This window comes from Escherichia sp. E2748 (assembly GCF_005781125.1).
Classification (GTDB): domain Bacteria; phylum Pseudomonadota; class Gammaproteobacteria; order Enterobacterales; family Enterobacteriaceae; genus Escherichia.
Genome location: NZ_VATP01000025.1, coordinates 1 through 26,505 on the forward strand (window position 1 = coordinate 1; position 26,505 = coordinate 26,505).

Annotated in this window: 27 protein-coding genes and 1 pseudogene; 14 read left to right on the top strand and 14 right to left on the bottom strand. The window is 53.7% G+C overall.

Annotated elements, in window-relative coordinates; genetic code table 11:
- Both FEK42_RS18795 and FEK42_RS18800 read left to right on the top strand, forming a co-directional pair.
- Positions 1–924, top strand: a pseudogene (locus FEK42_RS18795) (RHS repeat-associated core domain-containing protein); the annotation flags it as partial.
- Positions 925–1,254: 330 nt separating this feature from the next.
- Positions 1,255–1,713 (top strand): hypothetical protein, encoded by a 459-nt coding sequence (locus FEK42_RS18800; RefSeq protein WP_135491953.1) that lies wholly within the window; start codon positions 1,255–1,257, stop codon positions 1,711–1,713.
- Positions 1,714–1,790: 77 nt separating this feature from the next.
- Here the strand turns inward: FEK42_RS18800 and FEK42_RS18805 are convergent, their stop codons facing one another.
- A complete protein-coding gene (locus FEK42_RS18805) occupies positions 1,791–2,051 on the bottom strand; it encodes a SymE family type I addiction module toxin (RefSeq protein ID WP_276606388.1) in 261 nt (86 codons plus the stop codon).
- An 86-nt stretch (positions 2,052–2,137) separates the two neighbouring features.
- Positions 2,138–2,908: a 2-oxoglutaramate amidase gene (gene yafV / locus FEK42_RS18810; protein WP_135491955.1), complete on the bottom strand. Its 771-nt coding sequence runs from the start codon at positions 2,906–2,908 to the stop codon at positions 2,138–2,140.
- Positions 2,909–3,088: 180 nt separating this feature from the next.
- Between yafV and ivy the strand changes: the two genes are divergently transcribed.
- Positions 3,089–3,535 (top strand): Ivy family C-type lysozyme inhibitor, encoded by a 447-nt coding sequence (gene ivy / locus FEK42_RS18815; protein ID WP_205713114.1) that lies wholly within the window; start codon positions 3,089–3,091, stop codon positions 3,533–3,535.
- 42 nt (positions 3,536–3,577) lie between these two features.
- On the opposite strand, the gene fadE is transcribed toward ivy, so the two are convergent.
- A complete protein-coding gene (fadE, locus tag FEK42_RS18820) occupies positions 3,578–6,022 on the bottom strand; it encodes an acyl-CoA dehydrogenase FadE (RefSeq protein WP_000973094.1) in 2,445 nt (814 codons plus the stop codon).
- 239 nt (positions 6,023–6,261) lie between these two features.
- On the opposite strand from fadE, the gene lpcA reads away from it, so the two are divergent.
- On the top strand, positions 6,262–6,840 hold the full coding sequence (lpcA, locus tag FEK42_RS18825; protein ID WP_016159301.1) for a D-sedoheptulose 7-phosphate isomerase: 579 nt from the start codon (positions 6,262–6,264) through the stop codon (positions 6,838–6,840).
- 205 nt (positions 6,841–7,045) lie between these two features.
- Positions 7,046–7,813, top strand: coding sequence for a class II glutamine amidotransferase (locus FEK42_RS18830; protein WP_000333380.1), 768 nt, complete (start codon positions 7,046–7,048; stop codon positions 7,811–7,813).
- On the opposite strand, the gene dpaA is transcribed toward FEK42_RS18830, so the two are convergent.
- The gene (gene dpaA / locus FEK42_RS18835) at positions 7,784–8,524 is read right to left on the bottom strand and encodes a peptidoglycan meso-diaminopimelic acid protein amidase (protein WP_001225684.1); all 741 of its coding nucleotides are present in this window, start codon (positions 8,522–8,524) and stop codon (positions 7,784–7,786) included. The genes FEK42_RS18830 and dpaA overlap by 30 nt on opposite strands.
- A 311-nt stretch (positions 8,525–8,835) precedes the next feature.
- Here dpaA and FEK42_RS18840 point away from each other — a divergent pair, with 311 nt between their 5' ends.
- Positions 8,836–9,585 (top strand): C40 family peptidase, encoded by a 750-nt coding sequence (locus tag FEK42_RS18840; protein ID WP_135491957.1) that lies wholly within the window; start codon positions 8,836–8,838, stop codon positions 9,583–9,585.
- A gap of 56 nt (positions 9,586–9,641) precedes the next feature.
- Here the strand turns inward: FEK42_RS18840 and FEK42_RS18845 are convergent, their stop codons facing one another.
- The 9 genes from FEK42_RS18845 to FEK42_RS18885 form a co-directional block, all read right to left on the bottom strand.
- Positions 9,642–9,998: a type II toxin-antitoxin system HicB family antitoxin gene (locus tag FEK42_RS18845; protein WP_130209693.1), complete on the bottom strand. Its 357-nt coding sequence runs from the start codon at positions 9,996–9,998 to the stop codon at positions 9,642–9,644.
- Positions 9,991–10,269 carry a type II toxin-antitoxin system HicA family toxin gene (locus FEK42_RS18850; RefSeq protein ID WP_130209691.1) on the bottom strand — a complete coding sequence of 93 codons (279 nt, stop codon included), beginning with the start codon at positions 10,267–10,269 and terminating at the stop codon, positions 9,991–9,993. The genes FEK42_RS18845 and FEK42_RS18850 overlap by 8 nt, the downstream gene beginning before the upstream one ends.
- A gap of 104 nt (positions 10,270–10,373) precedes the next feature.
- Complete coding sequence (gene flhA, locus FEK42_RS18855; protein WP_138211919.1) at positions 10,374–12,467, bottom strand: flagellar biosynthesis protein FlhA; 2,094 nt, start codon at positions 12,465–12,467, stop codon at positions 10,374–10,376.
- Complete coding sequence (locus FEK42_RS18860; protein ID WP_135491958.1) at positions 12,451–13,590, bottom strand: flagellar type III secretion system protein FlhB; 1,140 nt, start codon at positions 13,588–13,590, stop codon at positions 12,451–12,453. The genes flhA and FEK42_RS18860 overlap by 17 nt, the downstream gene beginning before the upstream one ends.
- Entirely contained in the window at positions 13,580–14,362 is a 783-nt protein-coding gene (gene fliR, locus FEK42_RS18865) for a flagellar biosynthetic protein FliR (protein WP_001260503.1), read from the bottom strand. Before fliR ends, FEK42_RS18860 begins: the two co-directional genes overlap by 11 nt.
- 1 nt (position 14,363) lies before the next feature.
- A complete protein-coding gene (locus tag FEK42_RS18870) occupies positions 14,364–14,636 on the bottom strand; it encodes a flagellar biosynthetic protein FliQ (RefSeq protein WP_135491959.1) in 273 nt (90 codons plus the stop codon).
- Positions 14,637–14,638: 2 nt separating this feature from the next.
- The gene (fliP, locus tag FEK42_RS18875; protein WP_135491960.1) at positions 14,639–15,391 is read right to left on the bottom strand and encodes a flagellar type III secretion system pore protein FliP; all 753 of its coding nucleotides are present in this window, start codon (positions 15,389–15,391) and stop codon (positions 14,639–14,641) included.
- Positions 15,388–15,759, bottom strand: a complete 372-nt coding sequence (locus tag FEK42_RS18880; protein WP_135491961.1) for a FliM/FliN family flagellar motor switch protein — start codon at positions 15,757–15,759, stop codon at positions 15,388–15,390. Before FEK42_RS18880 ends, fliP begins: the two co-directional genes overlap by 4 nt.
- Positions 15,752–16,603 carry a FliM/FliN family flagellar motor switch protein gene (locus FEK42_RS18885; RefSeq protein ID WP_138211920.1) on the bottom strand — a complete coding sequence of 284 codons (852 nt, stop codon included), beginning with the start codon at positions 16,601–16,603 and terminating at the stop codon, positions 15,752–15,754. The genes FEK42_RS18880 and FEK42_RS18885 overlap by 8 nt, the downstream gene beginning before the upstream one ends.
- A 390-nt stretch (positions 16,604–16,993) precedes the next feature.
- On the opposite strand from FEK42_RS18885, the gene FEK42_RS18890 reads away from it, so the two are divergent.
- From FEK42_RS18890 to FEK42_RS18925, 8 genes are read left to right on the top strand one after another with little or no spacing between them, the layout of a single operon-like run.
- Positions 16,994–17,980, top strand: a complete 987-nt coding sequence (locus tag FEK42_RS18890; RefSeq protein ID WP_135491962.1) for a sigma-54 dependent transcriptional regulator — start codon at positions 16,994–16,996, stop codon at positions 17,978–17,980.
- A gap of 14 nt (positions 17,981–17,994) precedes the next feature.
- Entirely contained in the window at positions 17,995–18,336 is a 342-nt protein-coding gene (locus FEK42_RS18895; protein ID WP_135491963.1) for a flagellar hook-basal body complex protein FliE, read from the top strand.
- A 4-nt stretch (positions 18,337–18,340) separates the two neighbouring features.
- Positions 18,341–19,987, top strand: a complete 1,647-nt coding sequence (fliF, locus tag FEK42_RS18900) for a flagellar basal-body MS-ring/collar protein FliF (protein ID WP_135491964.1) — start codon at positions 18,341–18,343, stop codon at positions 19,985–19,987.
- Positions 19,965–20,975, top strand: coding sequence for a flagellar motor switch protein FliG (locus FEK42_RS18905; protein WP_135491965.1), 1,011 nt, complete (start codon positions 19,965–19,967; stop codon positions 20,973–20,975). The genes fliF and FEK42_RS18905 overlap by 23 nt, the downstream gene beginning before the upstream one ends.
- A 2-nt stretch (positions 20,976–20,977) precedes the next feature.
- A complete protein-coding gene (gene fliH / locus FEK42_RS18910) occupies positions 20,978–21,688 on the top strand; it encodes a flagellar assembly protein FliH (protein WP_135410636.1) in 711 nt (236 codons plus the stop codon).
- Complete coding sequence (gene fliI / locus FEK42_RS18915) at positions 21,681–23,018, top strand: flagellar protein export ATPase FliI (RefSeq protein WP_135491966.1); 1,338 nt, start codon at positions 21,681–21,683, stop codon at positions 23,016–23,018. Before fliH ends, fliI begins: the two co-directional genes overlap by 8 nt.
- Positions 23,019–23,020: 2 nt before the next feature.
- Positions 23,021–23,455: a flagellar export protein FliJ gene (gene fliJ / locus FEK42_RS18920; RefSeq protein ID WP_135491967.1), complete on the top strand. Its 435-nt coding sequence runs from the start codon at positions 23,021–23,023 to the stop codon at positions 23,453–23,455.
- Between the two features lie 2 nt (positions 23,456–23,457).
- Positions 23,458–23,862 carry an adenylyltransferase/cytidyltransferase family protein gene (locus FEK42_RS18925; RefSeq protein WP_138211921.1) on the top strand — a complete coding sequence of 135 codons (405 nt, stop codon included), beginning with the start codon at positions 23,458–23,460 and terminating at the stop codon, positions 23,860–23,862.
- A gap of 144 nt (positions 23,863–24,006) precedes the next feature.
- Here FEK42_RS18925 and FEK42_RS18930 read toward each other — a convergent pair whose 3' ends face one another.
- The gene (locus FEK42_RS18930; RefSeq protein WP_138211922.1) at positions 24,007–26,472 is read right to left on the bottom strand and encodes a glycosyltransferase; all 2,466 of its coding nucleotides are present in this window, start codon (positions 26,470–26,472) and stop codon (positions 24,007–24,009) included.
- Positions 26,473–26,505: the final 33 nt, after the last annotated feature.

Below are 26,505 nucleotides of genomic sequence, written 5' to 3' on the forward strand. Positions count from 1 at the left end.
CCCCCGGCGCAGAACGACAGCGTGACGGCGCGGGATTATATCTGGAATGCGGACGGTGAAGTTGGCGGCATCAATGACAAACTGCGCGGTTGCCTGGTGTTCAGCTATGACCGCAGCGGCTGGCTGACTAGCCGCACGGGTCAGATGTATGACCATGACCATTATTATTACGACAAAGCGGGCAACCTGCTGACGGACGAGTATCAGGGAGCGGTGCCGGATAACCGCCTGCCGGGCTACGGGCGTGACCGTTACCGCTATAACGAATGGGGCGAACTGACAGAACGCAGGGACCAGCAACTGGAGTGGAACGCACAGGGCCAGTTAACGCGAGTCATCAGCAGCAACAGCGAGACGTGGTATCAGTACGATGCGCTGGGCAGGCGCATCAGCAAGGCGACATATGGCCGCCATACGGACCGGGGAGAACGAAGCCGGACGTCGTTTGTGTGGGAAGGGTTCCGGCTGTTGCAGGAGACAACGTGGCAGGGGAAGCGGACATACCTGTACGACGCGGAACAGCCGTACACGCCGGTGGCGGCCATCACCGGGCGCGGAGAGAGCCGGAAAATCTGGTATTACCACACGGACCTGACGGGAACGGTGCAGGAGGTGACCACAGCGGACGGGACGCTGGTGTGGGCAGGCTACCAGGCGGGATTTGGTGAAAACCGGGGCGACATCAGCAACAGCGGGGCGTACTTTGAACAGCCGCTGCGACTGCCGGGGCAGTACTTTGACGAAGAAACAGGACTGCATTACAATCTGTTCAGATATTATGCGCCGGAGTGCGGGCGGTTTATCAGCCAGGATCCGATAGGACTGGCGGGGGGAATAAACCTCTATGCTTATGCACCGAATCCAGTAAACCACATTGATCCTCTTGGGCTATCTTGTGGAAAGGTTGGTAACGTTGAATATCGTAATTTTGAGCGTTCTCCGGGAATGTTTTCTCGGTTATTAAAGAATAAACGTGACTTTGATTATGTTGCCAGATATAACATCTCAAGATATAAAGCTACATTGAGAAAAAATAATCCGGATGGTTTTGGTAATATTAGCCATTATTTCGATGGTGTAGATGCAAAAGGAAATAAAGTCGTTATTGAGGTGGCGAATACAGGACATAAATCTTCAAGCGGTGGTTTTGAGCCTCCACATATTAAAATTCAAATAAAAGACGCTGATAACAAGGTGATACATAACGCCAAATATTTTTTGGAAGATGATATATATAGAATTACGGGCAAATAAATGAAAAATATTAGAGAGTTAAATAATTCAGAATTCTCCGGGATTATTAACAATGCTTTACCATTCTTACATATTAATCCTATAAGCGAAGCTGTTTGTATTCATGCAGAAGCTTATAAAAGTGGTATTGATGTTAACTATATCCGTTGCAACGTTGACTGGGAGGGGTTTTCTTCTTTAACTGAAGCGTTGGAAACGTTATACCATGAATTATTTAAAGATGGTATTCCATCAGGCGAATTGTTGTTTTTTTACCCGTTTGATAGAACAAAGAAAGGGAATTATGGTGTTATACTGGAATCATCTCAGCTATTAGATTTCTTAATAAAAGAGCATTTGAAGATTTATCCTGAATGTTTTGATGTAGAAATGTGTAGCTTCGGTTTTTATTTTATAGATCACGAAATATTTTACGGCATGGAACATCCTGATTTTTTATATAGTTTCTGTGTAAGATAATTAATAAAGTGAGGAGTATATTTCTCTTTCTTAATCGCCGGGAAAGGTAGATTAAATCTTCCCGGCTTTTTTATTATTTAACGTTCGTTCAGCACACTAAACATCCCGTCACGCATCCCCTTAACCGCCTGTTTAACCTGATAAAGTTCCTGGCGCAGTTCCTGTACTTCGTTGTTATCCGCAAGCAGGATCAGGCAACCTTCCGGGATCTTCACGGTAACGCCCGTGCCGATCTCAAATCCCGCTTCTCTCAGCCATTTGGCGCTGATTTTGATCACCGGCGTGTCGCTGCTGTTGGGCAGATATCCCACGGTACAACGGCGTTGTGTTTTGGAAATGGTGACTTCTGGCGTAATATCGTGTTTAAGTTAGGGGCTTTCGTAGTCTTACCCCGACCCTCCCCGGTCTTAAACACAACACCCACTCACCACAACCTAAACTCATCCGCATCCCGCCATGCCGGAAACTTTTCTCTATATTCCCTTAACACAGCCATCGACAGCTCCGCATCAATGCGCGTAGCCTGATGTGCGTCGGCAGTAGCGATAATCTCGCCCTGTGGATTAATCACCCGGCTGTCACCGCGATAATGACAGCCGTTACCATCGCTGCCGACGCGATTGCATCCCGCCACATACGTCTGATTCTCAATCGCGCGGGCCGTCAGCAATGCCTGCCAGTGCAGAGAGCGCGGTGCAGGCCAGTTGGCAACGTAGATGGCGAGGTCATAATCGTTGAGATTGCGCGACCACACCGGAAAACGTAAGTCGTAGCACACCAGCGGTAAAATACGCCAGCCGCGCCATTCCACAATCACTCGCGCATTGCCCGCTTTATAATGCAGATGCTCATCTGCCATTCGGAACAGATGACGCTTGTCATAAAAATGCACCTTGCCGTCAGGCTCAACCAGCAAAAATCGATTAACCGAACCAGACTCCGTTTGTAATGCAACACTGCCTGCAATCAGCGCATTGCACTGCTGCGCTTTGGCTGTCATCCAGTTCACTACGTCATCTTGTGCTAGCGGCGAAGCTGCCGCTTCCATGGCAAAGCCGCTGGTAAACATCTCCGGTAGAACGATCACATCGCGCCCGGTAATACCTTCCAGTTGACGATCAAAATGACGCAGGTTGGCAGGACCATCCATCCACACCAACGGTTGCTGCAAAAGCGTAATCTTCAAACCAGGCACAGTGTACAACTCCTTTATGCGAAGGGTTTTATAACTTTAACACCTTATCAGGCTATTACCTTACTGCGGAATAAATTGATAACAAATGCTGATATTGGAAATATCTGATTTGCAAATTATCGTGTTATCGCCAGGCTTTAGGAGGTTAATAACATGGGCAGGATAAGCTCGGGAGGAATGATGTTTAAGGCAATAACGACAATCGCCGCTCTGGTCATCGCCACCAGTGCAATGGCGCAGGATGATTTAACTATTAGCAGCCTGGCAAAGGGCGAAACCACCAAAGCTGCTTTTAATCAGATGGTGCAAGGGCATAAGCTGCCTGCCTGGGTGGTGAAAGGCGGTACTTATACTCCCGCACAAACCGTGACATTGGGAGATGAGACGTATCAGGTGATGAGCGCGTGCAAACCACATGACTGTGGCTCGCAACGTATCGCTGTGATGTGGTCCGAGAAATCTAATCAGATGACGGGGCTGTTCTCGACTATTGATGAGAAAACGTCGCAAGAGAAACTCACCTGGCTGAATGTGAACGATGCGCTTTCGATTGATGGTAAAACGGTGCTGTTCGCGGCGTTGACCGGCAGCCTGGAAAACCATCCGGATGGCTTTAATTTTAAATAATTAGCGGATAAAGAAACGGAGCCTTTCGGCTCCGTTATTCAATTACGCGGCTTCAACTTTCCGCACTTTCTCCGGCAACTTTACCGGCTTCGTCGCCAGCTCTTCCGGATCAAAGTCATCAACGTTAATACTACGCAGACGGCTTTCTTCAGCTTTCACCAGAATAGCGGCTTCATCTTTATCAATCAGCCCCTTCGCCAGCGCGTTGTGCGCCAGTTCATCCAGACGGGTAAACGGCAGATTTTTACCCAGCTCTTTACAGATCCGCTGATGAATTGGGTCGGCGGCAATCACATCCACCAGCGCTTCTTCCAGCAAGCCAACCGGGTTATGCTCGCTCGGCGTCAGGTACTGACCGCGCCCAATGCGGGAACGGGTGGCGTTCGGCACTTGTAAAATCTTCGCCACCTTATGATCCAGCTTGTCAGAAGGTGCCAGATAATGACGTCCGGTCGGGAAGATCACCACATTCAGCAGCCCGGCAACCACGCGGTTCGGGAAGTTTTGCAGTAAATCATCCATCGCCTGTTCAGCCTGATACAGCGCATCCTGTACGCCCCAGTGCACCAGCGGCAGGTCGGCTTCATTACGGCCTTCGTCGTCATAACGCTTCAGAACGGCAGAGGCGAGGTAAAGCTGGCTTAAAATATCCCCCAGACGTGCCGAGATGCGCTCGCGACGTTTCAGGCTGCCACCCAGCACGGCCATCGAGACATCAGAAAGCAGGGCGAGGTTGGCGCTCAGGCGGTTCAGGTGTTGATAGTAGCGTTTAGTGGCATCGCCGGTTGGCGTGCTGCTGGTTAAACCGCGCGTCAGGCCCAGCCAGAAGCTGCGAACTTTGTTGCTACCGACGTGACCGATATGTTTGAACAGCAGTTTATCGAACGCGTTAACGTCATTGTTCTTCGCTGCTTCCATCTCTTCCAGCACGTACGGATGGCAACGAATCGCCCCCTGACCGAAGATCATCATGCTGCGGGTCAGAATGTTAGCCCCTTCAACGGTGATGGCAATCGGTGCACCCTGGTAAGCTCGCGCCAGGAAGTTGCTCTGCCCGAGCATAATGCCTTTACCGCCGGTAATATCCATCGCATCAATAATCGACTGCTGCCCGCGGTGGGTACAGTGATACTTGACGATAGCCGACAGCACGGCAGGTTTTTCACCGAGCATAATGCCGTAGGTAATCAGCGATGCCGCAGCATCCATCACGTAAGCATTACCGGCAATACGCGCCAGCGGCTCTTCAATCCCTTCCATCTTACCGATAGAGATTTTGAACTGACGGCGAATGTGCGCATACGCGCCCGTTGCCAGCGCTACCGATTTCACGCCGCCGGTTGAGTTGGAAGGCAGGGTGATGCCGCGGCCTACCGAGAGACACTCCACCAGCATCCGCCAGCCTTGCCCGGCCATTTTCGGCCCGCCGATAATGTAGTCGATCGGCACGAAGACATCTTTACCGCGCGTCGGTCCGTTCTGGAACGGTACGTTCAGCGGGAAGTGGCGACGACCAATTTCCACGCCCGGCGTGGTGGTCGGGATCAGCGCACAGGTAATACCTAAATCTTCTGCGCCACCCAGCAGCTTTTCCGGGTCGGAGAGTTTAAACGCCAGCCCAAGCACGGTCGCAATCGGTGCCAGCGTAATGTAGCGTTTGTTCCAGGTCAGACGCATCCCCAGCACCTGCTGGCCCTGCCACTCGCCCATGCAGACAATCCCGGTGTCCGGAATCGCGCCCGCATCGGAACCCGCTTCCGGGCTGGTCAGTGCAAAGCAAGGGATCTCCTGACCACGCGCCAGACGCGGCAGATAGTGATTTTTCTGCTCGTCAGTGCCGTAATGTTGCAGCAGCTCGCCCGGGCCTAATGAGTTCGGCACGCCGACGGTAATCGCCAGGATCCCGCTCACGCCGGAGAGTTTTTGCAGCACGCGAGACTGGGCATAAGCTGAGAACTCCAGTCCGCCGTACTCTTTTTTGATGATCATCGCGAAGAAACGATGCTCTTTCAGATACGCCCACAACTCCGGCGGCAGATCCGCCAGCTCATGAGTAATCTGGAAATCATTCGCCATCCGGCAGGCTTCTTCTACCGGGCCGTCGAGAAACGCTTGCTCTTCGGCAGTCAGGCGTGGCTGCGGATAGTTATGCAGCTTTTTCCAGTCTGGCTTACCCTGGAACAAATCGCCTTCCCACCAGGTGGTGCCTGCGTCGATCGCTTCTTTCTCAGTGCGCGACATCGGCGGCATCACCTTACGGAAACCGCGAAATACCGGCGCGGAAATCATCGACTTACGCATAGGTGCAAAGTTAAACGGCACAAGGATAATGGCCAGAGGCACCAGTACCCACGCCGACCACAGACCAGCAACGCCGAGGGCGGCTGTCCAGGCGAGCAAAATCAGACTGCTGATAAATAAGCTCACGCGGTGATAGAACAACGCGCCGAGCAGGACAACCGTAGCGAGAATACTCAAAATCATCATAACGAAAAGCCCCTTACTTGTAGGAGGTCCGACCACTTGTGATGATATGGTTGTAGTGGATGTAAAAACATTTAGCAATGTGTTTACAATATAATTACAACGAAGCTCACATTGTTGCTGTTTTTATCCGCACTTTGGGTCAAAAAGTCCTGGTCATTCCACCGCGCTGGTCTTCTCGCTTTTGGTGGTATCCGGTACACTGCATTTTGTCTAATTCATTTATGCTGAAGGATATCCTCATGTACCAGGATCTTATTCGTAACGAACTGAACGAAGCGGCGGAAACGCTGGCTAACTTTTTAAAAGATGACGCCAATATTCACGCCATTCAGCGCGCGGCGGTCCTGTTAGCAGACAGCTTTAAAGCCGGTGGCAAGGTGCTTTCCTGTGGCAACGGCGGCTCCCATTGCGACGCCATGCACTTTGCAGAAGAACTGACCGGTCGCTACCGTGAAAACCGTCCGGGCTATCCGGCGATTGCCATTTCAGATGTCAGCCACATCACCTGTGTTGGCAACGATTTTGGTTTCAACGATATTTTCTCCCGCTACGTTGAAGCCGTAGGACGCGAAGGCGATGTGCTGCTGGGGATCTCCACCTCCGGTAACTCAGCAAACGTGATCAAAGCGATTGCGGCGGCGCGTGAGAAGGGGATGAAAGTGATCACCCTGACCGGTAAAGACGGCGGTAAAATGGCTGGCACGGCGGATATCGAAATTCGCGTTCCGCACTTTGGTTATGCCGACCGCATTCAGGAGATTCACATTAAAGTGATCCATATCCTGATCCAGTTGATTGAAAAAGAGATGGTTAAGTAAGTCTGGCGTAGGTCGGATAAGGCGTTTACGCCGCATCCGGCATTTGTACGCTGATGTCTGATGCGATGCTGGTGCGTCTTATCATGCCTACAAATCTGTACCCGAACCGTAGGCCGAATAATGCGTTTACGCCGCATCCGACCTGAAAATTCTTAAATCAATCTTCGCCGGGGGCCATGTGCTCCCGCTGTTGTGGAGGTTACCGATGTGCGAATTGCTCGGGATGAGCGCCAACGTCCCTACCGATATCTGCTTTAGTTTCACCGGGCTTGTGCAGCGTGGTGGTGGAACCGGGCCACATAAAGATGGCTGGGGCATCACCTTTTACGAAGGTAAAGGCTGTCGCACATTTAAAGATCCACAACCCAGCTTTAATTCCCCCATCGCCAAACTGGTCCAGGACTATCCGATAAAATCCTGTTCGGTGGTGGCTCATATTCGCCAGGCCAATCGGGGCGAGGTGGCACTGGAAAATACTCACCCGTTTACCCGCGAGTTATGGGGACGCAACTGGACTTATGCCCATAACGGGCAACTGACGGGCTACAAATCACTGGAAACCGGCAACTTCCGCCCAGTAGGTGAAACCGACAGCGAAAAAGCCTTCTGCTGGCTGCTGCATAAATTAACGCAGCGTTACCCGCGCACGCCGGGCAACATGGCAGCAGTGTTTAAATATATCGCTTCACTGGCGGACGAACTGCGGCAGAAGGGCGTTTTCAACATGCTGCTTTCGGATGGGCGCTATGTAATGGCGTATTGCTCGACTAATTTACACTGGATCACCCGCCGCGCGCCGTTTGGCGTGGCAACGTTGCTGGATCAGGATGTGGAAATCGACTTCAGCTCGCAGACCACACCGAATGATGTGGTCACGGTGATTGCGACACAGCCGCTGACGGGCAATGAAACCTGGCAAAAGATTATGCCAGGCGAATGGCGCTTATTTTGCCTCGGGGAGCGTGTAGTTTGATGCCAGCTGTGGTTGCACCACTTCGTGGCTCAACGGCTTGCTGACCACGTAACGCCCATTGACCACAGAAACGGTCGGTGGCTTACGGGTCTGTTCAAAGTAGTCATAGCCTGGCTTCAGTTGCTCCCAGAAGTCCTTAAAGTTGGAATACTTATGACGCTGCATGTTGGCGTCGGTCATGCGGAATGGGTAAATGCTCACCTGCACACTTGACTGACCAAACACCAGCGCACCAGTAACGAACTGGAAGATCTCATCAATACCCTGATTGGTCATTGCGTAGCAGCCGATGGAAACACAATCGCCGTGGATCATCAGGTATTTCCCTTCATAACCATGCGCACGGTCATAGGCATTGGGGAAACCAATATTAATCGCTTTGTAGTAACGGCTGTCTGGTTTTAACTGATTACGCTGAACGCTATAAAACCCTTCCGGACTTTTAAAATCGCCCTGACGCTGTTTGGGTCCTAACCCGCCGGAATATTTACAGATTTTATAACTGTCGAGCAGTTGATATTGCTCGCCCATTTTGACGTAGAGATCGAGCGTACGTTCTTCCTTGAAGATCTGGATGTAGACAGGGGATCCCATCAACTGCTGCTTATACTCTTTGCTCACTGGCGTGGTAGAGCTACTGCTGCCCAGCAAACCGGCGAATGAAACGCACGGGATCAACAACATCGCAAGAATTAATGCGATTTTACGCATACTGCTTATTCCTTGATAAAACGGTTACACACGCCAGGACGGCAAAATAGATCCCAAATCGGAATAGTCTGGATTTGGAAGGCTCACATTATCACCAAAAGAGTTTTACGCAAGCCTGTCGGCGTTGGGTTTACAAATTTAGCATAAGTGACGATTTTCAAAAGTCCGAAAAGCGCATGTAAAGCGGTTTATTTCTTATTTCCTAAGGTTATGAAACCTCGATAGTAATATGCAAATAAGCAATTAATAATCCCGCCTCTCCTTCCTTTCCTCTAATATTCTCATCTTCATTCAGCCGGTTTATATCCTCCATGTATTTGTTCTCTCACGACAGATTGCTGCGCCTGGGCGTGTTTTCTTTGTCCCTTTTGCTTCCTTTACTTGCCAGCGCCACCACATCACATATCTCTTTCAGCTACGCCGCCCGCCTGCGGATGCAAAACCGTGCGCGGGTACTCAAACTGTACCAGGCACATCTGAAAAAACAGGCCAGCTACATTGTGGAAGGCAATGCCGAAAGCAGAAGGGCGCTGCGCCAGCACAACCGTGAACAGATAAAACAGCACCCGGAGTGGTTCCCAGGCCCACTGAAGCTGAGCGACCGACGCTGGCAGGCGCTGGCGGAAAACAACCACTTCTTAAACAGCGACCATCTGCACAATATTACCGAAGTGGCGATTCACCGCCTGGAGCAGCAGATTGGCAAGCCTTACGTCTGGGGCGGTACGCGGCCCGATCAAGGCTTCGACTGTAGCGGGTTGGTTTTTTATGCCTACAACAAGATCCTCGATGCGAAGCTCCCGCGAACGGCCAATGAGATGTATCACTACCATCGGGCAACGATTGTGGCGAACAACGATTTGCGCCGGGGAGATTTGCTGTTTTTCCATATCCACAGCCGCGAGATAGCCGATCATATGGGCGTGTATCTGGGCGATGGGCAATTTATCGAGTCGCCACGTACCGGCGAAACCATTCGGGTAAGCCGGTTAGCCGAACCTTTCTGGCAGAACCATTTTTTGGGCGCGCGGCGGATTTTGACGGAAGAGACGATTTTGTAAATGGAGAATACTGACGATCAGGCAAAAAATCGGATGCCATATGGCATCCGACCTGTTTACATCTGGGATGAAAACTCACGTTCTAATACATCAACAATAAGCTGATTTTTTGAAATGGAATGTTGTCTGGCGACAATGGTCAGCCGTGAATCGATGTGATGAGGAACACGAAGCGTCAGGCGTTTTTGCTCTTCTTCTTCACGAAAAGGGGCAATGCCGTCCTCTTCACAATCCGCCATCCACTCATCCAGCGCACTTTCACCTTCCCGGTACAATGCCTCAATGCTTGTCGCTACAAAGTCGCAATAACCATTTACATTGAGGAATTTGCCGCGAAATGCGTTGATATCAGCTTCAAATGTTACTGCAGCCGGTTGACCTTTAATGGTGATAATGTTTGATGCTTTATTCATAATCTACCCCTACACAGTTAACAAACCACTCCTTAAGACCTGTTACTGCGCCTTTATCCATCACATTCTTTGGATGTGGCTCATGAGTACTGAATTTGGTCGTACCAATCTGAAATTTCCTTCTGGAACCATTGTTATTTTTTATTGTTCCACCCACCGCTTTAATGAGTGCAACAACATCATCCCATTTAATTCCAGATTTTGGCGGCTCCGTCATTACATCGTCGAATGTTTTTCTATGACGAGAGCCTAGCGCGCTGACCTTAATCATACTATCAATCCATGACGTCATTGTATGGTGTCATCGTAGTCTGTTTGCAGTGTGACGTCAATCAATGGTGTCAGATGGTGCAAAGCATGGAAAAGAATCCCCAATCAACTCAACGCTCCCATAATCTTCAACTCCAGCTCATCCGGCACTTCGTTATACGACAGCACATGCAGCCCCGGCGCAAACAACCTTGCATAACGCGCCAGCAAAGGGCGCAGCTGCGGCGGCACCAGCAGCACCGGGTCTTTCCCCGCCGCTTTCATCTGCTCTTTTACCTGCGGCATCGTGCTCTGGAACTGGTTGAGCATATTCGGGTCGACCGGCACGCTGTCGAGCATCACTTTGCCGCCCTGTTGCGCCTGATTCACCACGTTGGTCAGCAGATTTTCCAGCTCATTATTCAGCGTATACACCGTCAGCTCCTGCTTGCGAACGAATGGATGGGTGATGCTACGCCGCAGCGCCAGGCGCACATCAGCAGCCAGCAGAATATGATCTTTGGTCACCGTGCTACTGGCGACCAGCACGGTGGCGATGGTGACGATATCACGCAGGGAAACGCCTTCGGTCAGCAGCGCCCGGTACACTTTCAGCAACTGGCTGTAATTGAGCGCTGCGCTTAAATCTTCTGCCAGGCGCGGTGCCATCGACGACAAACGGTTATGCAACTGCGTAATATCGTCATAGTTAAATAAATCAGGAATATAGCTGCGCACAATCTTGTTCACATGGGTAGCAATCACACTGGCGCTGTCGATCACCTGATACCCCATATTCAGCGCCTTCGCTTTCTGCGCGGGCTGGATCCAGGTGACCGGCATCCCGTACGCCGGGTCGTTCCCCAGCACGCCGTCTATCTCGCCGTAGGTTTCGCTGGAGGGCAGGGCCATCAGTTTATCCGCCGGAATATCCGCTTCATCGGCCTTTATGCCGTTGATGAAAATGGCGTACTGACTGGGCTTGAGGCGGAAATTTTCCCGAATGCGGATCTCCGGCAGCAGCACGCCGTTGCCGTCGGAAATCACCTGCCGCACGCCGCGAATCCGCTGGGTGAGCGGGTTACCCTGCGCTTTATCCACCAGCGCCACCAGCTTGTAGCCGAGGCTTAAGCTGATGGGCTCGATCAGCGGAATGGTTTCCCAACTGACCTGTTGCTCGCTGGTTTCGGTGATGGTGCGGGTCAGCGTTTCGAGGCTTTTCTCTTCCGCCTCCGCCGCCTGCGGGCGTTTGCTCATTCGCCAGCCGGTAAAGCCCAGCAGGGCGCTGAACAGCATAAACGGCAGGTGCGGCATCCCCGGCACCACTGCCAGCACGAACATAATTCCGGTAGCGGTGAAGAGCACAGACGGGCTTGCCAGCAGCTGGTGGCGCACGTCATGGGCGATATCGCCGTTGTCGCTGACGCGGGTGACGATTATCGCCGCCGCGGTGGAGAGCAGCAGGGAAGGGATCTGCGCCACCAGGCCGTCCCCGATGGTCATCAGCACATATTGCTGGAAGGCGGCATCGGCGCTCAGGTTGTATTTAAAGATCCCGATACAGACGCCGCCGATCAGGTTGATCGCCAGAATCATCATCCCGGCGATGGCATCCCCGCGCACAAACTTCGACGCCCCGTCCATCGCGCCGTAGAAATCGGCCTCGCTGGCAACATCTTTACGCCGGGTTTGCGCCTGCGCCTGGTTGATCAATCCGGCGTTAAGATCGGCGTCAATCGCCATCTGTTTGCCGGGCATCGCGTCCAGAGTAAAGCGGGCAGAAACCTCGGAAATACGCTCGGCCCCTTTGGTGACGACGATAAAGTTGATGATCATCAGGATGATAAACACCACGAAGCCGACGACAAAGTTGCCGCCAATCACCACCTGACCAAACGACTCAATCACCTTACCCGCCGCGCCCGCGCCGAGATGCCCGTGCAGCAGCACCACGCGCGTAGAGGCGACGTTGAGCGTCAGGCGCATTAAAGTGGTGATCAGCAAAATGGTCGGGAACAGGCTGAATTCCAGCGGCCTTTTCGCCGACACCGCCACCAGCAGCACCATCACCGCCAGCACAATGTTGAAGGTGAACAGAATATCCAGCAGCGCAGGCGGCAGCGGCAAAATAACCATCGCCAGAATACACAGGATCACCAGCGGCACGCCGAGATTGCCGCCGCGCAGCAGCGCGAGGAACGATTTAGTTGTTTTCGCCATCCAGTTTAAGCACCTCTTTGGGAATGGAAATATGTCTGTTCAGGGCCGGGCGCGGCTGTGCGCCCTCGCGCCAGTGTTTCATTTGCAGGACGTAGGTCAGAACGTGGGCGATGGCCCGGTAAAGCTGAAACGGAATTTGCTGGTTCACTTGGGTGGTGTAGTAAACCGAGCGCGCCAGCCGCGGGAACTCGACCACTTCTACCTGATTCTCCGTGGCGACCTGGCGAATATAGAGGGCGATTTCATCAGTGCCTTTCGCTACCACAAACGGCGCGGCGGCGCGCGACTGGTCATACTGCAACGCCACGGCGTAGTGGGTCGGGTTGGTGATCACCACGTTGGCTTTCGGCACTACTTTGCGAATTTGCCCCATCGCCAGTTGCCGTTGCAGCCGCCGTACACGCGCTTTCACTTCCGGCTTGCCTTCTTGATTTTTGTACTCTTCTTTCAGCTCCTGTTTGGTCATCTTCAGCCCTTTGGTGAACAGGGCTTTCGCCAGCGGCACGTCGATTAACGCAAAGAAGATAAACAGGATGACAAAGTTGCGCATCACGCTGGCGTAGAGCGACAACCCCTCATTCATCGCCAGTTTGAACGGCAGCGCCTGCAGGCCGAGAAAGGCGGTAAAGTTATTGCGCAGGCTAATCCACAGCATTACCAGTACCACCACCGACTTCACCGTCATCTTTCCCGTTTCCGCCAGGTGTTCACTGGAAAACAGCCGCCCAATGCCTTTTAACGGGCTGATTTTGCTGAAATCCGGGAGGATTTTTTTCGGCAGAAACAGCCAGCCGCCCGGCACCAGCGAAGAGAGCAGTGCGGCGGCGGGCATCGGCAGCAAGGTGAGAATAAACTTGCCGAGAATTAACAGGTGATGGCGCAGAAACTGGCCGATCACCTCCGGGTTATTAATCTCCTGCGCGTACTGATGCACGCTGATAAAACTCTCGCGCACAAAATCGGCATACCACGGGAAACTGCTGGAGATCACCACAAACGCCGCAAACAGACTCGCCGCCAGCCCCATATCCTTCGAGCGCGGCAGTTGCCCCTCTTCACGCGCTTTACGCAGCTTTTGCGCCGAGGGTTTCTCTGTTTTTTCTTCGCTGCTGCTATCCGCCATAGTGACCTTTCAGCGCGTCGAGCTGTTGCAGGACAAAATTCGCCAGATGTAGATAGTGATCCGGCAGGTTGTAGAGCAGGGTGGCAAAGCAGACCAGCCCCGCCAGCATGTTGATAGGAAAGCCGAGCGAAAAAAGGTTCAGCGGCGGCGCAATGCGGTTAAGCAGGCCAAAACAGCCCTGCACAATCAGCATGATAAAAGTGGTCGGCAGCGCCAGCAGCGATGCGGATGCCAGCACCCAGCTAAAGGCCAGCGCGATGGTGCGCAGGGTTTGCGGATGCAGCGCGTTGCCGATCGGCCAGTAGGTGAAACCCTTGTACAGCACGCTTACCAGCAGCAGATGCCCGTCCATGGCAAAAAACAGCAGGATCGCATAGACGTTAATTAACTCCGCCAGCACGGTGGTTGATGCGCCGCTGCTCGGGTCATTCATCACCGCCATGCTCATCCCCATATTGAACGAGAGAATTTGCCCGGCGAGTTGCAGCGCGAGAAAAAGAAACTGAAACATCAGCCCGAACAACATCCCCCATAAAATTTGCTCCACCGTCAGGATCAGGCTGTTGAGCGATAGCAGATCATGGGGAATGGGATGGGGGATCAACGGCGTGATGATGATCGCCAGCGCCAGCGACAAAATAATCCGCACGCGCACGGTCAGGGCGCTGTTATCCAGCACCGGCACATAGCGCAGAAACGCCATAATGCGCACGAAGGGAAACCACAGCCCCAGCGCCAGATCCATCAGTTGCGTAACGTCGCTTGTGCGCATCTCAATGAACCAGCAACGCGGCCTGGGTAAACAGGTGAATGCAGAGATCATGCAACTGGATAATCATCCATTTGCCGCACACGCCCAGTACCACCAGCGTGACAATCAGCCTTGGCAAAAAGCTCAGGGTCTGTTCGTTAATCTGCGTTACCGCCTGGAACACGCTCACCAGCAGGCCGAGCAGCAGGCTTGGCACCACCAGTACCGAAACCAGCAAAATCACCACTTTTATGCCGCTGGCGACAATGTCGGCGGCTACGTCTACGGTCAGCATAATCAGCCCAGCCCCAGCCCGCGAATGCTGGTGGTGAGCGTGCCGATGGTCAGCGACCAGCCGTCGATCAGCACAAACAGCATCAGTTTAAAGGGTAGCGAAACAATCAGCGGCGACAGCATCATCATCCCCATCGCCATCAATACGCTTGCGACAATCAGGTCGATAACCAGAAACGGGATGTAAATCATAAAGCCAATCTGGAAAGCGGTTTTCAGTTCGCTCAACACATAGGCAGGCACCACAATCGTGAGATCCTGGTCGGCGGCATTGCCCTTCGCGCCTCCGATGGTCATGATTTGCGCCATCGCTTTTTTATCGGTCTGCGCCAGCATAAAGCGTTTCAGCGGCGTCGCGGCGGTGTTTAACGCATCGGTTAGGGTAATCTGATCGTTTTCAAACGGCACCACCGCGTGGTCGTAAATATTGAGCCAAATAGGGCGCATCACCAGCATGGTGAGGGAGAGCGCAATGCCAATCAGGATGCGGTTCGGCGGCGTTTGTTGCAGCCCCAGCGCCTGGCGCAGCAGCGACAGCACGATAATAAAGCGTGTGAAACAGGTCATCATCAGCACCATCGTCGGCAGCAAACCGACGAGGGTCATCAGAATCAGTACCTGGATTTTGACGCTGTACTCCTGAGTGTTGCCGTGGGTCACCACGTTAAGCAGCGCAATATCGCCGCCATGGGCGATTGCCAGCGGCGCAAGCGCCAGCAGCGCCAGGCCCAGCGTCAGTTGAGTGCGGCGTTTCATGGCGCCAGATCGTTGATATCGCGGGTGTTAAATTCCAGCACGCGCAGGCCGTATTTCTCGTTGACCACCACCACTTCCGCTTTGCCCAGCAGGATATTGTTCACTTTAATATCCAGCGGCTCCCCGGCGAGTTTATCCAGCTCAATCACCGTGTCGTCGTCGATATTAAGGAGGTCGGCTAACATGATCTCTACTGATGACACCTCCAGCGTTAAGGTCACCGGAATGCGTTTCAGCAGCGTCATCGAGTCGGAAAAGCGGTCTTCCAGGCGGGTGACCAGCGTTGCGGCATCGGCGGATTTCGCGACAGGCGCAACGTCATCGGTCAGGCCAAAATCCTCAGCTAAAATATCTTCTTGCTTACTCATGGTTATTCTCATTTTTGCCCGCCAGCTCCGACAAAAACAGTTTGTCTTTGTCTTCCACAATCAGGGCGCTAAATAATTCAGATTGCCCAATCGCCACCGGGAACGTTTCTCCCAGTGATATGGGTAAAATATCCCCGGCTTTTATCTGCGCCAGATCCGCGACATTCATCGATAGCTCGGCGATTTTGACGTTCAGGGTCAGCGGCAGGGAGCGGATGATCTCTTTAATCAGGGCCGGTTTATTAACGGATTTCGCCACCTGCTGCGGTTTACTGTGCTCGCTGTGGCGGATCAGATTCAAAATAAAATCGGTATGGGCGTCGTCGAGCAAAATACGAAAACTGCTCTCTTCATCGCCCGCGAGGGTAAAGGTTAATTGATACGCCCAGTGGGTCATCACCGTGCTGCTGTCCAGCTTTAATTTCAGCGCAATACCGGAGGTTTGCAGATTAAAAATCAGCGTGCAGATATCCAGCGCGAGTCGGTTCTTTAATCGCGTTTCGGTTTTGGTCGGCAGTCCATTATGTGCTTTCGCCTCTTCCAGAGACGACTCCAGACCATAAAAATTGCCCAGTAGCATTAACAATAAGGAGCGTTCAATATCAAACGCCAGATGCCCGACCTGGGAAACCATCAGTTCGGCGTTTTTATTGATAATATCCATTTCGCAGCCAATCTTTTTTAAGGTGATATTGCTGCGATGCTTTTTGAGAAAGTAACTGCCAAGATGCGAATCAATCACGTCAAAATTCCCCGTAAATAGGGTCGGCAGGCGATGGTAGGGGCGTCCGAGCCGATTACCTTCTAATTTAAAGATGCCTGGCGTTTTACTGTACTTCAGCATGGCTTACTTTCTCTGCTGTAATGGTATGGGCGTTTTTGTGCACGCAATTCCGGCAGTGACACAAGGTGAGGTATTAAATAGAGGGGGCGTGAAAGGGGCAAATTATTAATAGGGTGAAAAAATAATTAAATTATTAAAGGGCGAGGTATCAGGCATCGTCATAAAACATTGCACAAACTGTAGGTCTGATAAGACGCGCAGCGTCGCATCAGGCATCGGTGCACAATTGCCGGATGGCGGCGTAATGAACGCCTTATCCGGCCTACGGTTCTAACTCATTGTTTCTCAACAAATAATATTTTTATTATCGTTTAATTCGAACTTGTTAATCCCGCCGGTGATACGCTTCAGAACATCCTGTTTTCTGTCGCTACTGATATCGTTCACCCTATGTCTGAACTTATTGCAACTGCCGCTTCCAGCATTAACGCTTTTACTCTGGCAAAGCGTGTCGCCGCATTTAACGTGCCGGTGCTCATTCAGGGCGAAACCGGCGCGGGCAAAGAGTGCGTGGCAAAATATATTCACACCGTTGCCTTTGGTGAAAATGATAATGCGCCCTATATCGGCGTGAACTGTGCGGCGATCCCGGAAAATATGCTGGAAGCGACCTTATTTGGCTACGACAAAGGCGCATTTACCGGCGCAATTGCCAGCGTGCCAGGAAAAATGGAACTGGCGAATAACGGCACCTTATTGCTCGATGAAATTGGCGATATGCCGCTGGCATTACAGGCCAAAATATTACGCGTATTGCAGGAACAGCAGGTTGAGCGATTAGGCAGCAACCGACAAATTAAACTCAATTTTCGCCTGATTGCCTGCACCAATAAAAACCTTGAACAGGAAGTGGCTGCCGGGCGTTTTCGTGAAGATCTCTATTATCGTCTGGCGGTTATTCCTATTACCATGCCGCCGCTGCGCGAACGTCTGAACGATATTATTCCGCTGGCAGAGTCATTTATTAAAAAATACTCCACGGTGCTGGTGAAAAATATCACCCTTTCAGAATCTACCCGCCGGGCGCTGCTCAATTATCGCTGGCCCGGCAACGTGCGCCAGTTGGAGAACGCCATTCAGCGGGGAATGATCTTGAACCGCGACGGCGTGATTTTCCCGGACGCCTTAGGCCTGCCGGAAACGGACGTTGCCGACCGCAGCGAACTGCAATGGCCTGTTCAGCCCGCCGTCCACATTGCCGAAACCGGCGATTTAGGCCAGCACGGACGAAGCGCGCAATATCAATATATCGCCGACCTGATGCGTAAATATCAGGGCAACCGCAGCAAAATCGCCGACCTGTTAGGCATTACCCCGCGCGCACTGCGCTATCGACTGGCCTCCATGCGCAAGCAAGGTATCGAAGTTTTCTCCTGACCCGGAAGTTAAAAATGAGCATTACCACAATCAACAGCACCATGCAGGCGCAAATCATGCAGGACGTGCAGCAGATGCAGGCCAACGCCCAGGCGCCGGTGCTGCCCGCTATGACCTTCAGTTCCACCGACCCGGACGTTTCATTTAACCGCATTATGTACGGCGCGCTTGGTCACGTTGATCAGTTCCAGCAGGTGGCGGAGCAGCAGCAAACGGCTGTCGACACGGGCAAAAGTGATGATTTGGCAGGTGCGATGATCGCCAGCCAGCAGGCGTCGCTCTCTTTTTCCGCGCTGGTGCAGGTGCGCAACAAAATCGCCACCGGATTTAACGATCTGATGAGCATGTCGATCTAACACTATGAATGAACTGATCAAAAAGTTGACCCAGGCGTTTCCGGCGTTTCGACTGCGTCTTGCAGATAACAAACGCTGGGCGCTGATGGCGGGTGTGGGGCTTGCCGTTGCGGCGACGGCGATTATCGTCAGCGTGCTGTGGACCGGTAATCGCGGCTATGTCTCGCTCTACGGACGCCAGGAAAATCTGCCCGTGTCGCAGATTGTCACCGTGCTGGACGGCGAAAAGCTCACCTACCGCATTGACCCGCAAAGCGGGCAAATTCTGGTGCCGGAAGATGCACTGTCGAAAACGCGTATGGCCCTTGCCGCGAAAGGCGTGCAGGCGATATTGCCCAGCGGCTACGAGCTGATGGACAAAGACGAAGTGCTCGGCAGCAGCCAGTTCGTGCAGAACGTGCGCTATAAACGCAGCCTCGAAGGGGAGCTGGCGCAGAGCATTATGTCGCTGGACGCGGTGGAGAGTGCGCGGGTGCATCTGGCGCTCAACGAAGAAAGCTCGTTTGTGGTCAGCGATGTTCCACAAAATAGCGCCTCGGTAGTGGTGCGCCTGCACTATGGCGCGAAGCTGAATATGGACCAGGTGAACGCTATTGTGCATCTGGTTTCCGGCAGTATTCCGGGGCTGCACACCAGCAAAGTTAGCGTCGTCGATCAGGCGGGAAATCTGCTGACCGACGGCATTGGCGCGGGCGAAGCGGTTTCTGCCGCTACCCGTAAACGCGATCAGATCCTTAAAGACATTCAGGACAAAACCCGCGCCAGCGTGGCGAACGTGCTGGATTCGCTGGTCGGCAGCGGGAATTACCGCGTCAGCGTGATGCCGGATCTCGATCTCAGCACCATCGACGAAACCCAGGAACACTACGGCGACGCGCCGAAAATCAACCGCGAAGAGAGCGTGCTGGACAGCGACACCAATCAGGTGGCGATGGGCGTGCCCGGTTCTCTCAGCAACCGTCCGCCCGTTGCGGCGAATCAAATGACCAACGGCACGGAAGAAAATCGCTCGCCAGAAGCGTTATCCAAACACAGCGAAAGCAAGCGCGATTACTCTTACGACCGCAGCGTCCAGCATATTCAGCATCCCGGCTTTACGGTGAAACGCCTCAACGTGGCGGTGGTGCTCAATCAAAACGCCCCGGCGCTGAAAAACTGGAAGCCGGAGCAGACCACGCAACTGACCGCGTTGCTGAACAATGCCGCCGGTATCGACGCCCAGCGCGGCGACAATCTCACCTTATCGTTACTCAACTTTGTGCCGCAGGTGGCTCCGGTCGAACCGGTGATCCCGCTGTGGAAAGATGACAGCGTGCTGGCCTGGGTGCGGCTGATTGGCTGCGGCCTGCTGGCGCTGTTGTTGCTGTTCTTCGTGGTACGCCCGGTAATGAAACGCCTGACGGCGGTACGAGCATCGGTTATGACACCAGAACCGGAAGCCGTCAGCGAACCGTGGATCGCCATGCCGGAAGAGGAGCGTAAAAACGTCGATCTGCCGTCGCTGCCCGGCGATGACAGCCTGCCGTCCCAGAGTTCCGGCCTCGAAGTGAAACTCGAGTTCCTGCAAAAACTGGCCATGAGCGACACCGATCGCGTTGCCGAAGTTCTCAGACAATGGATTACCAGCAATGAGCGAATTGACAATAAATAAGAGCAACAGCTACCTGGAACAGGCGGCGATCCTGCTGCTGTGTCTGGGCGAAGAGGCGGCGGCGACGGTGATGCAAAAACTCAGCCGCGAAGAAGTGGTGCGCCTGAGCGAAAACATGGCACGGCTTTCCGGCGTCAAAACCAGCATGGCGCGCAAAGTGATCAATAACTTCTTTGATGAATTCCGCGAACAGAGCGGGATCAACGGTGCATCACGATCCATGTTGCAGGGCATTCTTAACAAAGCCCTTGGCACCGAGATCGCCAGCAGCGTGATTAACGGCATCTACGGCGATGAGATCCGCTCGCGGATGGCGCGCCTGCAATGGGTGGAACCACGCCAGTTGGCGATGCTGATCTCCGAAGAACATCTGCAATTGCAGGCGGTGTTCCTCGCGTTTCTGACGCCGGAAATCTCGGCGGCGGTGCTCTCGTATCTCAACGAATCGGTGCAAAACGAAATTCTCTATCGGGTGGCGAAACTCAACGACGTTAACCGCGACGTGGTGGATGAACTGGATCGTCTGATCGAACGCGGCCTGTCGGTGCTGTCTGAACATGGCTCAAAGGTGAAAGGCATCAAACAGGCGGCGGATATCGTCAACCGTTTCCAGGGTAACCAGCAGGTGATCCTCGACCAGATGCGCGAGCGCGACGAGGACGTGCTGGAGCAGCTCCAGGATGAGATGTACGACTTCTTTATCCTCAGCCGCCAGAACGAAGAGGTGCGTCGACGTCTGCTCGACGAAGTGCCGATGGAAGACTGGGCGGTGGCGCTGAAAGGTACCGAAGCCCTGCTGCGCCGCTCGATTTACGCGGTAATGCCAAAACGGCAGGCGCAGCAACTGGAAGCGATCACCGCGCGCCTGGGGCCGGTGCCGGTCAGCCGTATCGAACAGATCCGCCGCGAAATCATGGGTATCGCCCGTGAACTGGAAGAGGCTGGAGAGTTTCAGTTACAGCTCTTTGCGGAACAGACGGCGGAGTAACCATGACCATTGAAACACTGCGCGGGCGCTATCGCCTGCACCGTTTCCCGCCGCGCCAGCGAGCGGTGAGCGGAGAACCGCTCACCGCCAGTATCAGCGCCGCCGATTACCAGCGCCAGTTGATGGACGGTTTTCAGGAAGGGCTGCAAAAAGGGTTTGCGCAGGGAATGACCGAAGGCCAGGAGCAGGGCTTTAGCGAAGGTCATCAACAAGGTTTTGCCGAGGGGCGACGCCAGGGCTACACCGAAGGCAGCCTCGCCGGGCAGCAGGAAGGGCGCAAACAGTTTGTTGAGGCGGCGCAGCCGCTGGAAGCCATTACCGGAAAAGTGAATGACTTCCTCGCCCATATCGAACGTAAACAGCGGGAAGATTTGCTGCAACTGGTGGAAAAAGTCACCCGCCAGGTGATCCGCTGCGAACTGGCGCTGCAACCGACGCAGTTGCTGGCGCTGGTGGAAGAGGCGCTGGCGGCCTTCCCGGCAATGCCGGAAACATTACAGGTGATGCTGAGCACGGAAGAGTTTAACCGCCTGCGCGACGCGGTGCCGGAAAAGGTCAGCGAATGGGGGCTGACGCCTTCGCCGGATTTGCCGCCGGGGGAATGCCGGGTGATTACCGATAAATCAGAACTGGATATCGGCTGCGAGCACCGCCTTGAGCAGTGCATGACTGCGCTGAAGGAAACACTCACACCGGAGTCGCAGGGTGAGTGATTTTTCTGCTTTCGATAACGCCCTGCGCTCGCTGGAGTCGATCCCATTAGCCCGCGTCGCCGGGCGGCTGGTGCGCCTTAACGGCATCCTGCTGGAGAGCGTCGGCTGCCCGCTAATGACCGGACAACTGTGCCGCATCGAAAGCGCCAATCATACGCTGATTGACGCGCAGGCCGTGGGCTTTAATCGTGACATCACCTATTTAATGCCGTTTAAACAGCCGGTCGGCCTGATGGCAGGCGCACGCGTCTTCCCGGAAGAAAAAGCCCACGACATCCTGGTTGGTGAAAGCTGGTTAGGCCGCGTGGTGAATGGCCTCGGCGAGCCGCTGGATGGCAAAGGCCGCCTGAACGGCAACGACCTCCTGCCGCCGTTGCCGCCCTCGGTCAACCCCTTAACCCGCCGTTCGGTGGACGAACCGTTAGACGTGGGCGTGAAAGCGATCAACGGCCTGCTGACCATCGGCAAAGGCCAGCGCGTCGGGCTAATGGCGGGCAGCGGCGTCGGGAAAAGCGTGCTGCTGGGGATGATCACTCGCCAGACCAAAGCCGACATCGTGGTGGTCGGGCTGATTGGCGAACGCGGGCGCGAAGTGAAAGAGTTTATCGACCACTCGCTGGGCGAGGACGGGCTGGCAAAGTCTATCGTCGTTGTCGCGCCTGCCGATGAATCACCGCTGATGCGCCTGAAAGCCACCGAACTGTGTCACTCCATCGCTGCCTGGTTTCGTGACCGCGGGCATCACGTTTTACTGCTGGTTGATTCCCTCACGCGCTACGCGATGGCCCAGCGGGAAATTGCCCTCTCGCTCGGCGAACCGCCCGCCACCAAACGCTATCCGCCATCGGCATTCGGCATGATCCCCAAACTGGTAGAGAGCGCAGGCAACAGCGAAAGCGCGGGATCGATGACCGCCATCTACACCGTGCTGGCGGAAGGCGACGACCAGCAAGATCCGATCGTCGACTGCGCCCGTGCGGTGCTGGACGGGCATATCGTATTAACCCGCAAACTGGCGGAAGCGGGGCATTATCCGGCCATTGATATCGGCCAGTCGATCAGCCGCTGCATGAATCAGGTCACCCGCCCGGAACATCAGCAATCCGCCCGCGCATTAAAGCAAAACTACGCCGCCTATATGGAGATCAAACCGCTGATCCCGCTCGGCGGCTACGTGGCAGGCGCGGATGCCAGCGTCGACAAAGCGGTAAAAATGTTCCCGGCAATCGAGCGATTTTTGCGCCAGGAGATGCGCGAACCCGCCTCCCTCGAACTGGTGCAAAGCCGCCTGCAAATTCTCTTTCCTGGTGCCAAAAAGGCAGAACAGTAACTATGCGACAAATCATTGACACCCTGGCGCAATTGCAGCGCCTGCGGGATAAATCGGTCAAAGACAAAACAGTCGAGCTGGCAAAGCAAAAACAGATTTGCGCGGGCTATGACAACAATATCAAAGCATTAGGCTACCTTGTCGAAAAAACGTCTGCGGGCGCGGCGGCGTCGGTGGAATCGCTGAAAAACGTCAGCGGCTACAAAGGCACCCTGCGTAAGGTAATCGCCTGGCAGGAACAGGAAAAAACGCTGGCCAACATCAAAGCCGCGCGAATGCAGAAAAACCTGACGGCGGCGGCGTGCGAAGAGAAAGTAGTGGCCCTGACGCTGGACGACAAACGCCGCGAGCAACAAGAAAGCGCCACCGCGAAAGCGCAAAAAGCGGTAGACGACATCGCCGTTCAGTGCTGGCTGCGGCATAAATTAGCGGAGTAGCCATGAAAACGGTCATCACCTTCGGCACCTTCGATGTGTTTCACGTGGGTCATCTGCGCCTTTTACAACGTGCCCGCGCACTGGGCGGGCGACTGCTGGTCGGCGTATCGTCCGACTCCTTAAATATTGCCAAAAAGGGCAGAGCACCGGTTTACCATCAGGATGACCGCATGGCGATTATCGCCGGGCTGGCGTGCGTGGATGGCGTATTTCTGGAGGAGTCGCTGGAGCAGAAAGCAGAATATCTGCGGGGGTACAGTGCGGATATTTTGGTGATGGGCGATGACTGGACCGGGAAGTTTGATAGCTTTGCGTATATTTGCGAGGTGGTCTATTTCCCCCGCACGCCGTCGGTGTCGACGACGGGGATTATTGAGGTGATTAGGGGTAAATCAGCCACCTACTGATTTAATTCCCGCAGTGAGAGAAGATGATGCCGTCTGCCGTTTGGCTATGTTAAATATGTTTAAAAAATCGCGTTTTTTCGACATATCGCCAAAACATGTCGATGGCATAAACGTATTCCAACGACATGTTTAAAAAATCGAATTTTATCGACATATTCCTGACGGTTCCTTGCCCGCCAGCGCCTCCACAATCACCAACGCCGCCCGTTCACCCGCCTTGCCATCCATAAACGCATCACAATAATGATGGCGAATTTCCGCCAGCTTCGCCTGCACCGCCCCCCAGTCAAACGCCTCTGACAACAAATAACGCAGTTCCGCAACATCATGAGCCACCGGCAATATTTCGCGGATTCGCTGGTCTGCACTCTCCGGTGTGGAGTAGCTTTTCTCACCATCGAGCAGTTCCGTCATGCCCGGAAAATCGAGCAGGATCACCCGCTTATCAACGTGGATAGCATCGAAAATAAAACCGCTGTTATCGGTGAGCACATAATCGGCCTTTGCCAGTAGCGCCAGCGTGTAGCGGGCAGAGTCGGTGCGCTGTTTTAAATGCCTGCGCGCCAGGGCCAGCGATGCAGCTTCTTCCGGGCGCGAGCAGGTACCGTGGTGCAGTTTGCAAATCAGATTCACATCACCGCTTAAGCGTCCCAATTTTTCTGCCCAGTGGGGCAGGGAGCTTAATGCGCCAAACGTGGGGGCGTAGAGCACCGTGGGTTTACGGGAATCGGGTTGGATATTTTCCGGCAACGCGCGGTCGAACGTGCCGTTATGCCAGGCGTCGAAGCGCGGGTTGCCGACCATTTTCGCGCTGCCGAAATGTTCCAGCGCCCGCTGGCTGTAGTGGCTGTAACACAAAATACGCTGATAAAAACGGTTCCAGTCGGCGTGGTTCCACGTCTCTTTGGCTAAGCCGTACATAGAGCGGACGTTCACCGCCGCCAGGCCATTGAGCGCGGGCGTGTGGTAGGGGCTGACCAGGCATTTTACCCGCTGACCATATGCCTGCATTTCAGATAAGCGCATTCCTTTAAGCTGCTGATCGTCGATGTTTTTTAGCGTCGCCAGCATTTCATCAAGAAACGGTTTAAACACGCGGTCGTTGATCACCAGCGTGCAGCTCTGCCCCTGCGCCTGTAGGGCGGTGATGATTGGGCGGTACAGCGCGTAATGGAAGGAGGTTTCCATAAAAAAGCCGATGGTGTCGGCGACGGGTAATGTAGATGGCTTGGTGGCTACAGGTAACTTATTGAAGTAGTGACTAATGTTGTCGGTCGTTTTTTGCTCGATATCACTAAAGCCCGGTCGCTGGTAACAAAGGCTCGGATAACAGGCCAGCCATTTGTCGGTGCGCAGCAGCGGCTGCCAGCACTCTTCCAGCGAGAGGTTATCGTTGCTCATCTGCTGCGCCAGTTGCGGGTAGTAGCGGCTGTTCACCAGATAAGCGCACACTTTGCGGCAGTCCCGCGCGTGTACTAGCCCCGGCAAACTTTTTAGCATCGTTCCCTGCGAAATTTCCCCACCGAGGATCATCACCTGCCAGGGAATTTTCGCCAGGCTCGCGAGCAGCCTGTTCAATACCTGAATATGTTTCTCCTGCTTGAGAATGACCGCATCATCTTCCAGCAACAGGTAGTTTTGCCAGCCGTGCTGTTGCGCCAGGTGCAGCGCCTGCAAGTGTGACTGGCGGCGGCCCCGTTGACCGTTTTCATCTTCACTGGCGGCAAGGCGGGTGATCTTTTCAGGCGGAATATGCAGCAGTGCCAGTTCTTCACGGATCTGTTGTAAGCGATCCGGGCGTTTATCCAGATTCAGTAGAACGATCTGATCGACAGCCTGATGATTGATCGCCTGGTGATGAGTGGCGTTATGCAGACTCAGATAAGCATTGCGCAGCAGCGGATCGCGGACGATATCTGCAAGCGCCGCGTTTACTGGCGTGCTGGCCCCGAGAATAAAGTCTTTATCAAAGGTGTTGTGGCTGTGCGAGATACACAGAATGGTGCGCTCGCCGGGCAGTTGTAGCGTGTTAACGCTGAAATTATCGGTGAAACTTTTCTCTTCGCCTAAATTGCAATCGTCGTCGTAGCGGTGTTTTTTCAGGTAGTTACGGTGATAACAAAAGGTGCCGTTGAGGATGTTACGCGGGCCAAAACTGCGGCTTTGAAAGATGCGGTTGATATGGCTGTACCAGATGGGGATCTGGTCGGAGCCGGAGATGAGCGCCCGGTGTTTTTGCATCATGGCGATAGTCCAGGAGATTTTATCTGCCGGGTAGTAGTCGTCGTCATCCATGCAGAGGATGTATTCGCCGCACGCCAGTTCGTTGAGCATGTTACGTTTTTTGCCCAGCGGCAGTTTTTCCGGGTGATGGATGTAGCGGATGTTAAAGGTTTCCGGCGTGCCATCGGTCAAACGGTCGATGATGTGTTGATGGCTTTGTGGCGAGTCGTCGAGGATGACCAGTTCGCGGCGGTCTGCCGGGTAATCCTGATAGCGGTACATGTAAAGCAGGTACGGCAGAAATGCGCCGCGATTCCAGGTTGGTGTAACGACGCTGACAAACGGTTTTTCGCGGTGAGTGGCGAGCGTTTTGATGATGGTTTGCATGATATGTTTACGAAGTAGATAAGGCCGGGAAAA

Excerpts from the sequence above, each read along its gene's own strand:
- FEK42_RS18800 (WP_135491953.1), top strand. The coding sequence starts at position 1,255 with ATGAAAAATATTAGAGAGTTAAATAATTCAGAATTCTCCGGGATTATT.
- ivy (WP_205713114.1), top strand. The coding sequence starts at position 3,089 with ATGTTTAAGGCAATAACGACAATCGCCGCTCTGGTCATCGCCACCAGT.
- fadE (WP_000973094.1), bottom strand. The coding sequence starts at position 6,022 with ATGATGATTTTGAGTATTCTCGCTACGGTTGTCCTGCTCGGCGCGTTG.
- lpcA (WP_016159301.1), top strand. The coding sequence starts at position 6,262 with ATGTACCAGGATCTTATTCGTAACGAACTGAACGAAGCGGCGGAAACG.
- FEK42_RS18830 (WP_000333380.1), top strand. The coding sequence starts at position 7,046 with ATGTGCGAATTGCTCGGGATGAGCGCCAACGTCCCTACCGATATCTGC.
- dpaA (WP_001225684.1), bottom strand. The coding sequence starts at position 8,524 with ATGCGTAAAATCGCATTAATTCTTGCGATGTTGTTGATCCCGTGCGTT.
- FEK42_RS18840 (WP_135491957.1), top strand. The coding sequence starts at position 8,836 with ATGTATTTGTTCTCTCACGACAGATTGCTGCGCCTGGGCGTGTTTTCT.
- FEK42_RS18845 (WP_130209693.1), bottom strand. The coding sequence starts at position 9,998 with ATGAATAAAGCATCAAACATTATCACCATTAAAGGTCAACCGGCTGCA.
- FEK42_RS18850 (WP_130209691.1), bottom strand. The coding sequence starts at position 10,269 with ATGATTAAGGTCAGCGCGCTAGGCTCTCGTCATAGAAAAACATTCGAC.
- flhA (WP_138211919.1), bottom strand. The coding sequence starts at position 12,467 with ATGGCGAAAACAACTAAATCGTTCCTCGCGCTGCTGCGCGGCGGCAAT.
- FEK42_RS18860 (WP_135491958.1), bottom strand. The coding sequence starts at position 13,590 with ATGGCGGATAGCAGCAGCGAAGAAAAAACAGAGAAACCCTCGGCGCAA.
- fliR (WP_001260503.1), bottom strand. The coding sequence starts at position 14,362 with ATGCGCACAAGCGACGTTACGCAACTGATGGATCTGGCGCTGGGGCTG.
- FEK42_RS18870 (WP_135491959.1), bottom strand. The coding sequence starts at position 14,636 with ATGCTGACCGTAGACGTAGCCGCCGACATTGTCGCCAGCGGCATAAAA.
- fliP (WP_135491960.1), bottom strand. The coding sequence starts at position 15,391 with ATGAAACGCCGCACTCAACTGACGCTGGGCCTGGCGCTGCTGGCGCTT.
- FEK42_RS18880 (WP_135491961.1), bottom strand. The coding sequence starts at position 15,759 with ATGAGTAAGCAAGAAGATATTTTAGCTGAGGATTTTGGCCTGACCGAT.
- FEK42_RS18885 (WP_138211920.1), bottom strand. The coding sequence starts at position 16,603 with ATGCTGAAGTACAGTAAAACGCCAGGCATCTTTAAATTAGAAGGTAAT.
- FEK42_RS18890 (WP_135491962.1), top strand. The coding sequence starts at position 16,994 with ATGTCTGAACTTATTGCAACTGCCGCTTCCAGCATTAACGCTTTTACT.
- FEK42_RS18895 (WP_135491963.1), top strand. The coding sequence starts at position 17,995 with ATGAGCATTACCACAATCAACAGCACCATGCAGGCGCAAATCATGCAG.
- fliF (WP_135491964.1), top strand. The coding sequence starts at position 18,341 with ATGAATGAACTGATCAAAAAGTTGACCCAGGCGTTTCCGGCGTTTCGA.
- FEK42_RS18905 (WP_135491965.1), top strand. The coding sequence starts at position 19,965 with ATGAGCGAATTGACAATAAATAAGAGCAACAGCTACCTGGAACAGGCG.
- fliH (WP_135410636.1), top strand. The coding sequence starts at position 20,978 with ATGACCATTGAAACACTGCGCGGGCGCTATCGCCTGCACCGTTTCCCG.
- fliJ (WP_135491967.1), top strand. The coding sequence starts at position 23,021 with ATGCGACAAATCATTGACACCCTGGCGCAATTGCAGCGCCTGCGGGAT.
- FEK42_RS18925 (WP_138211921.1), top strand. The coding sequence starts at position 23,458 with ATGAAAACGGTCATCACCTTCGGCACCTTCGATGTGTTTCACGTGGGT.
- FEK42_RS18930 (WP_138211922.1), bottom strand. The coding sequence starts at position 26,472 with ATGCAAACCATCATCAAAACGCTCGCCACTCACCGCGAAAAACCGTTT.